We start from the raw sequence: 8080 nt of genomic DNA, 5'->3' as shown, positions 1-8080 counted from the left end.
ATTGGTTATTTTTAATTGATTTGATGCGGTTTATTCAGGTTTTATGATTGGGCTATGAATAATCTAGGATAAATTATATTTTAACATAAACAGGGTAATACAGTATGCTAGCCATACTTATTATGCTGTTTTTTTATGTGTTTTTTAAAATAGTGAACAAAACACTTGTAAATCGTAATCGTTACGATTTATAATGTAGAAGTTCACTTAAATTTAAAACGTAATGATTACGATTTAAAATCGGGGGTGCAAAATTTAGTAGCGCAATTAAATGAAATCGAAACAATTTTGTGAATAAATATTGAGAGGCGGTTGAAAGCGGTGAAAAGACAATTTTTTAAGTTTGTAAGTTTATTATTATTAAGTTTAACCTTAATAGCATGTCAAGAAGCAGAAGTTAACCAAGGGGATAGTATAAAGGAAGGTGATAAGATTTCTGTTGTCACATCTTTTTTTCCAATCTATGAATTTACTAAACAAGTGGCGGGTGACCAGGCAGATGTCTCGATAATGGTTTCTGCTGGAGAAGATGCTCATCATTATGAACCAAGCGCTAAAGATGTAGCAAGTGTTAATGAAGCCGACGTGTTTGTATACAGTAGTGAATTAATGGAGCATTGGGTTGAGAGCTTGTTGAGTACGATCGAAAATGATCAGCTAGTCATCGCCCGTACAGCAGATGGTCTTGAAGCGGATCATCATGACCATGGACATGGGGAAAATCATCAAGTTGATCACAGCGTAGAAATTTCAAATGTTGCTGACCATTATCATACGGGTGGTATAATTGAATTAACAGCAGAATTAGCTGAAGAAGTTGATTATCATCACTGGCATTGGTACACAAGAGAAAATGCCGATCAGGAATGGATCACTGTTCCGAATCAGGGGGGAGCTGAATTCAATTATGAGGCGCCAGAAGAAAATTTCGAGGTTCGTGCCGTCTTATTTGATGATGATCATAATGAATACGCACAATCCCAACCAGTAGAAATTATCGTTGATAACCATGATCATGAGCATGGAGACCATGAAGAAGATCACGAAGATCAAGGTGACGACGATGAAGACTTTGATCATGAAGATCATGATCACGATCACGACAGTGAAGAAGCGTCTCAATCAATTGAAATTATTGGACTGGCTGGCCACTATCATACAGGAGATGTCGCTACCCTGTTCGCCGAGCTTAGTGAAGAGGTAAATTATGATCATTGGCATTGGTATATACGTGAAAGTCATGATCAAGAATGGGAAGTTGTCCCTGATCAGGGAACCGATCATTTTGAGTACACAACAACTGGTGAAAGCTTTGAAGTAAAAGTAGCACTTTTTGATGATAACCATCATGTTTATGCAGAATCAGAACCCGTATCTGTTTTAATTGATGATCATGAAAATCAAGATCCCCATATTTGGTTAGACCCATTATTGGCACAAGAGCAAGTGAACATTATTCGTGATGCTCTAATTAAAGCCGATCCAGACGGAAAAGATATTTATGAAGAAAATGCAGATTCCTTTAATAAAGAACTTCAAGCATTGCACGAAGAATATCAGGAAGCTCTTGCGGAAGCAGAGAACCGTGTCTTTGTTGTGCAACACGAAGCTTTTGGTTATTTGGCAGAGCGATATGATTTAGAACAGGTTGCTATTGGTGGTATCTCTACAGAAGTGGAACCAAGTCCATCACGGATTGCGGAGATTGGTGACTTAGTCGAAGCATATAATGTACCAGTTATTTATTTTCAACAAGGTGCCAATTCTGCAATTGCTGAAACGGTAGCAAATGAAACAGAAACAAAGACAGTCATTTTGTATGACTTAGAGGTATTATCTAAAGAGCTAGAAGATAATGACCTAGGATACATCGGAGCAATGCGTGAAAATCTGAAAAATTTACAGTTAAGCATTCATTAAAAAATTAATTTCGTTTTAAAATAAAGGATTAGAAAGGTTGATTGATTGTGCACTATATTGAAGTTGAAGATCTTTCCTTTCAATATGAAAATGAACCCGTATTAGAGAATATTTCATTTAAGGTAGAGCCAGGTGATTTTGTTATGTTGACTGGAGAGAATGGAGCAGCAAAGACGACATTGTTGCGAAATATTTTAGGACTTCTCAAACCATCGAAAGGAAATGTTCACCTCTCGGCTAAAAATTATTTAGGTGAGCAACTAGTCGTTGGCTATGTTTCACAACAGATCGCTTCCTTTAATGCAGGTTTTCCAAGTACTGTCCTAGAATTGGTGCAATCCGGTCGTTATCAAAGAGGTAAATGGTTTAAAAAGTTGGATAAACACGACAAAGAACAAATCCGTCGCTCCTTAGAGTCAGTAGGGATGTGGGACATGCGTTTTAAAAAGATTGGAGAATTGTCAGGTGGACAAAAACAGAGAATTTCTATTGCGCGTGTATTTGCAACTGATCCTGATTTGTTCATACTAGATGAACCGACTACTGGAATGGATGTTAATTCTCGAAAGGAATTTTACCAGTTGCTGAGACACAATAGTATGGAACATAACAAGGGAATTTTAATGGTAACACACGATCATGAAGAGATTCGCCATTACGCGAACAAGCATATTGAATTAGTTCGAAAGGAGGGATCGCCTTGGAGATGTTTTTCTATGGATTCATGCAAAGAGCTTTCCAAGCCTCATTCTTAATTTCATTAATTGCGCCAATATTAGGTTTGTTTTTAATTTTACGGAGACAATCATTAATGGCTGACACTTTATCGCATGTTTCATTAGCAGGTGTCGCTTTAGGAATGTTGATTGGTATCAATCCAACATGGACCAATATTTTGGTGGTGATCGTCGTTGCGGTTTTACTTGAAGTTTTGCGTCAAATTTATCATACTTATTCAGAAATATCGATCGCCATTTTAATGTCAGCTGGAATGGCTGTAGCACTTGTGTTAATGGGAATCAGTGATGGTGGCGCCACATTAAGTATGACGCAATTTTTATTTGGCTCGATTGTGACCATTAATGAACAGCAAATATGGATGTTGCTCTTCTTAATGATTATTATTGTTGCCCTTTATATCATTTTCAGAAAGCCGATGTATATCTTAACATTTGATGAAGATACAGCTTTTACCGCAGGTTTACCGATTCGAACAATGTCGATTTTGTTTAATATTTTAACAGGTATAACGATAGCAATCATTATGCCTATTGTTGGAGCCCTTCTAGTTTCAGCAATTATTATTTTACCTGCGGCGATCTCTTTAAGGTTAAGTAAAAGCTTTAATGGTGTCATTTTGATTGGAATTGTCATCGCGCTCATTGGCATGCTAAGTGGTTTAGTCACTTCCTATGAATTAGGTACGCCACCAGGAGCTACAATCACATTAATTTTAATGCTTGTTTTTGCTATTACAACACTTGTAAAGCGTATTTTACGATACACAAGTATATAGAGTCTATCTAAATAAAATAGCGCTAGTGATTTTTTCATACTCACTAGCGCTATCTTTATAATAGGATTATTACATACCCCTAATCGTGATTATTAGGGTACAGAACTAAATTCTATTCATATTAAAAATCATAATCATCTTCATCCATCGCTTCTGATTCACCCATGAGGTAACTATTGCCAACTTGTGAAAAGAAGTCGTGATTAGATGACTCTGTTGAAATACCGTTCATGACGATTGGATTCACATTTTCAGGCATTCCATCTTTATAAAAAGCTTCAAACCCTAAGTTTTGCAATGCCTTATTCGCATTGTACTTGACAAACGTTTTAACATCGTGGGTCCAACCAACTTGTGAATAGACTGCTTCAGTAAACTTTTCTTCATTTTTCATTAAGTCAAACAGCAGTTCATACATCCAATCTTTTAACTCATTAGCCTCTGTCTCTGGTAATTCATTAAAGCCGAGTTGAAATTTATAACCTAGATAAGTTCCATGGACGGATTCATCTCGAATAATAAGTTTGATGATTTCCGCAACGTTTTCTAATTTATTGTTACCTAAATACCAAAGTGGGGCATAGAAGCCACTATAGAATAAAAAGGATTCTAAGAAAACACTGGCTATTTTTTTCTGTAGTGGGCTACCGTTTTGATAGATCTCATTAATTCGTTTTGCTTTGTATTGAATCGATTCGTTGTTATTTCCCCATTCAAATATCTTATCAATTTCGTTTGATGTATTTAAAGAGATAAAAATTGTTGAATAAGATTTTGCATGAACAGATTCCATGAACAAAATATTATTTAAAACAGCTTCTTCATGTTGTGTTCTTACATCGTTGCGCATGACGTTCGCACCTTCTTCTGATTGAAGCGTGTCTAATAGTGTTAAACCAACAAATGCTTTATTGACGACATCTCGTTCTTCTGGGGACAGCATCCTCCAGTCATTTCGATCGTTACTGACAGGAATACGAGTGTCTAACCAGAATTGACTCGTCAGCTTTTCCCAAGTTGCTTTATCTAACCCATCTTCAATTTGATTCCAATCAATTGATTTATAGTAATTAACTGAATGGTTTGTTTCATCACCATTAATGATTTCATTAAAATATCGTTTGTTCATGTGTTTTATTCCTTTCTATCCTGAGCTTTTTAAATCAGACAGCTTTCACATTCATTAACGCCGATCTCTTTGGCATAATTACCAGTATGTGTCCTTACATAATAAATTGACTTAATTCCTTTTGACCAAGCATAATTTCTTAATCGATTTAAATCTCTTGTAGTCATATTTGGAGATTTTCCGTTCTTCCATTCGTAGAGTCCTTCTGGAATGACAGAACGCATAAATAAAGTTAAACTCATTCCTTGATCAATATGTTGTTGGGCAGCTACATACGTATTTATGACATCTCGCATATCTGTATCGTAAGCCGATTTATAATAGTTAATTGTTTCATTATTAAGATGTGGAGCTGGGTAGTAAATTGAACCAATATTTTCCTCTTGTCTATTTTCAATTAAATTGACAATAGGATGAAGAGAGCTGGATGCTTCATTAATATACGAAATGCTTCCAGTAGGTGCTATCGCTAATAAATAAGCATTATATAAGCCGTGTTCAATAATACTTGCATTTAATTCCTTCCAATTTTCAGTAGTAGGAATAGGGATACCTTTAAATATTTCTGCTACTTTTTCAGATTCAAATGAAAATTCAGCTTGATTAATGTATTTTTCCGTCAAATATGAACCATCAGCATAAGTAGACTTTTCAAATTCATAAAAGCTGGTTTCTCTTTCTCGGGCAATTTTGTTACTTGCTTTTAATGCATAAAATCGAACAGTTCTAAAATATGCATCAGTAAACTCGATTGCATCTGCAGAGCCATAGTGAATCTGGTTGGTAGCTAGGGCAGTATGTAATCCCATTGCTCCAAGTCCTATTGAATTATAAGATTTATTACCTTTTTCAACGGTTGGAACAGCCTTAATGCTTGTCATATCAGAAACAGAAGTCAAAGCACGAACAGCTGTTTCAATTGATTCTTCAAAATTAGTGGTTTTTATCATTTCGGTAATATTTGTTGACCCTAAATTACAACTAATATCATGACCAACTTTTTTATAGGATAAATCTTCATTCAATTCAGAAGGGGATTGAACTTGAAGAATTTCACTACATAAATTACTCATTATAATTTGACCATAAATCGGGTTATCTTTATTGGCTGTGTCTACATTTATGATATATGGATAACCAGACTCTTGTTGTAATTTTGAAATTTCTTGTTCTAATTCACGTGCATTAATTTTATATTTTTTGATCTGATCATTTTGAACCATTTCATCGTATTTTTCCGTAATATTGATATAGGTAAAAGGTTGTCCGTAAATTTTTTCAACGTCATAAGGACTGAATAAGTACATTGGTGCATTTGTTTTTAGTAATTCATAATATTTATCCGGTACAACAAGTCCTAAAGATAATGTTTTAACACGTATTTTCTCATCGGCATTTTCTTTTTTTGTTGATAAAAATTCATAAATATCTGGATGGAACACATTTAAGTAAACGGCTCCAGCACCATTACGTTGGCCAAGCTGATTGGCATAGCTAAAGCTATCTTCAAAGATTTTCATGACTGGAACAACACCAGATCCGGCATTGGCAATTTTTTTAATTGGCGCACCAGCTTCTCTAAGGTTACTTAAATTAATTCCAACACCGCCGCCTCGCTTGGACAATTGTAGAGCGGAGTTAATCGAACGACCAATTGCTTCCATATTGTCTTGGATATCAACTAAAAAACAACTAACAAGTTCACCTCTAGCGGTTTTACCTGCATTTAAAAATGTTGGTGTTGCTAATTGAAGTCGTTGCGTAATGTGTTCTTTCGCAATATTCCAGGCTAATTTTTCATTTCCATCAGCGAGGTATAGTGAAGCAAAGCCGATTCGGTCTTCATAACGTTCTAATATTTTGCTTCCGTCATTTGTTTTCAAGGCATATTGATTATAAAATTTATAGGCACCCATAAAGCTATTGAAGCGGAACTTTTGATCATATAAAAATTTAAATAGGTCTTTGATAAATGAAAGTTCATATTTTTTAATAAATCCTTCTTCAATATAATCATGTTCAATTAAGTAATTAATTTTTTCCTCGAGTGTGTGGAAAAAGACTGTGTTTGGATTAATTTTTTCTAAAAAATATGCTCTTACAGCTTCTCGGTCTTTATTTAATTGAATCTCATTACTCTCAGTATGGATATTGACCATATTATTCAACTTGAAATAAGTAATATCTTGTGGTTTTTCAATTGGTTGTTTAGTTAGTTTACTCAATTTTTTGTAACTCCTCTTCTAATTTTTTGACGTCTAAAGGGGTTCCTTGAAATTCAAATTCATGTAACAAGGGAATGTTGTAATCTTTAGCTAATGTTTTTGCGGTTATACAGAATAATTGGGCAAAATTAAGATTCCCACCGCCGAATAAACCTTTACAATAAGCAATGTTGTCAGATGTTTCTAAAAAGTCAGCTGCCGTATCAATCACAATCGGGTGAACATTCGCTTCATAAGAAGGCATAACCAGAATAAAAGGTTCTGACATTTCAATTTCAAAGTTACTTGGGGTAATCTCAATTGACTCATATTGCTTAACTTTCTCGACGAATTTTCTTGTTTGTCCAGTTTGCGAAAAAAAGACTATTTTCGCCATTCTGTCACTAACTTCTCTAATCGTTCTGGGTTATAGCCATTAAAAGTTTCATCTAATCCAATTTGTATAACCGGTAAAGAACTATAGCCTAAAAGAACGACTTCATCCAAATAAGCTTTGTTTTGATCAACTCTTTTTTCCTCAAACGATACATTCTCAGACTCTAGAAATTTTTTAGTAAAAACACATTCAGGACAACCACTTTTCGAATAAATTGTTATGTTCATAATTGCTTCCTCCACTAGTTAATGTGTGATTTTTTTAAAAAAACTGCTGAATTTTTCATAATAGGGGTGTCTCTCCTGATATTCCCTCCTCTAAGACAGTAAAAAACCATTCATTTTCGAATGAACGGCTAGAAAACGACAGAAAAGTAATGTGAAGAAGTTCTATCGTTTCATCTTTTTCATCCCCGAAAAATAGAAACTACAAGTATTGGCAGGTCTCCTGGCTAGTGCTTCATCCTACTGTAGCCCTTCCCGTATTGTAGCTTCATAATACAGTGGTTTGCTAGTTTGTCTGCACATACAGTTGCGGGGGCAGCTCTAGCTTTCAACTAGATTCCCTTTTAAGACAACGAAATGCCACCATTACTTGGTATACTATATTTTGTGTTATGTAGTTTTAAATAGTCAATTTTATACTACATGTTGAAAGTATAACATAACATACTTTATATTCAAATAAGTAGTTTTATTTATTTTATTATCGTTTTTCTTAATTTTACGTTGTGATCCGTCATATCTTTTATTATAAAATTAAAGTTTAAAATGGGGAAGAGGGGCAGAAAATATCGATTGATAATCTCTCTTTAGTATAATAATGAAGGGATGAGGAATGATTGATTATTTCGCGCTCACAAGTCCATCAATATCCAATCCGAGTCCACCAATTCACGAATCAAGTCCGCCTAT

7 protein-coding genes and 1 riboswitch are annotated in these 8080 nt (G+C 34.7%); of the genes, 3 read left to right on the top strand and 4 right to left on the bottom strand.

Annotated features, from left to right (window positions below; genetic code table 11):
* Positions 1 to 321: 321 nt before the first annotated feature.
* The 3 genes from ABD814_RS04215 to ABD814_RS04205 are packed head-to-tail and all read left to right on the top strand — an operon-like array spanning position 322 to position 3436.
* Positions 322 to 1920 (top strand): metal ABC transporter solute-binding protein, Zn/Mn family, encoded by a 1599-nt coding sequence (locus ABD814_RS04215; protein ID WP_344910648.1) that lies wholly within the window; start codon positions 322 to 324, stop codon positions 1918 to 1920.
* 47 nt (positions 1921 to 1967) lie between these two features.
* Positions 1968 to 2675: a metal ABC transporter ATP-binding protein gene (locus ABD814_RS04210; protein WP_344910646.1), complete on the top strand. Its 708-nt coding sequence runs from the start codon at positions 1968 to 1970 to the stop codon at positions 2673 to 2675.
* The gene (locus ABD814_RS04205) at positions 2621 to 3436 is read left to right on the top strand and encodes a metal ABC transporter permease (RefSeq protein WP_344910644.1); all 816 of its coding nucleotides are present in this window, start codon (positions 2621 to 2623) and stop codon (positions 3434 to 3436) included. Before ABD814_RS04210 ends, ABD814_RS04205 begins: the two co-directional genes overlap by 55 nt.
* A gap of 121 nt (positions 3437 to 3557) precedes the next feature.
* Here the strand turns inward: ABD814_RS04205 and nrdF are convergent, their stop codons facing one another.
* Genes nrdF through ABD814_RS04185 form a run of 4 tightly spaced genes read right to left on the bottom strand, consistent with a single transcriptional unit; the run spans position 3558 to position 7393 of the window.
* On the bottom strand, positions 3558 to 4565 hold the full coding sequence (nrdF, locus tag ABD814_RS04200) for a class 1b ribonucleoside-diphosphate reductase subunit beta (protein WP_344910642.1): 1008 nt from the start codon (positions 4563 to 4565) through the stop codon (positions 3558 to 3560).
* A gap of 29 nt (positions 4566 to 4594) precedes the next feature.
* The gene (gene nrdE, locus ABD814_RS04195; protein WP_344910640.1) at positions 4595 to 6790 is read right to left on the bottom strand and encodes a class 1b ribonucleoside-diphosphate reductase subunit alpha; all 2196 of its coding nucleotides are present in this window, start codon (positions 6788 to 6790) and stop codon (positions 4595 to 4597) included.
* A complete protein-coding gene (nrdI, locus tag ABD814_RS04190; RefSeq protein WP_344910639.1) occupies positions 6783 to 7166 on the bottom strand; it encodes a class Ib ribonucleoside-diphosphate reductase assembly flavoprotein NrdI in 384 nt (127 codons plus the stop codon). The genes nrdE and nrdI overlap by 8 nt, the downstream gene beginning before the upstream one ends.
* Positions 7154 to 7393 carry a glutaredoxin family protein gene (locus ABD814_RS04185; protein WP_344910636.1) on the bottom strand — a complete coding sequence of 80 codons (240 nt, stop codon included), beginning with the start codon at positions 7391 to 7393 and terminating at the stop codon, positions 7154 to 7156. Before ABD814_RS04185 ends, nrdI begins: the two co-directional genes overlap by 13 nt.
* 193 nt (positions 7394 to 7586) lie before the next feature.
* Positions 7587 to 7773: riboswitch (cobalamin riboswitch) on the bottom strand.
* Positions 7774 to 8080 lie beyond the last annotated feature (307 nt).

The organism is Amphibacillus indicireducens, assembly GCF_039539605.1.
Taxonomy (GTDB): Bacteria; Bacillota; Bacilli; order Bacillales; family Amphibacillaceae; genus Amphibacillus; species Amphibacillus indicireducens.
The sequence above is the reverse complement of the archived record's forward strand: the minus strand, read 5'-3'. Positions and strand labels throughout refer to the sequence as shown.

Bases quoted from the DNA above. Each gene is read 5' to 3' on its own strand.
- ABD814_RS04185 (WP_344910636.1), bottom strand. From the start codon at position 7,393: ATGAACATAACAATTTATTCGAAAAGTGGTTGTCCTGAATGTGTTTTT.
- nrdF (WP_344910642.1), bottom strand. From the start codon at position 4,565: ATGAACAAACGATATTTTAATGAAATCATTAATGGTGATGAAACAAAC.
- nrdI (WP_344910639.1), bottom strand. From the start codon at position 7,166: ATGGCGAAAATAGTCTTTTTTTCGCAAACTGGACAAACAAGAAAATTC.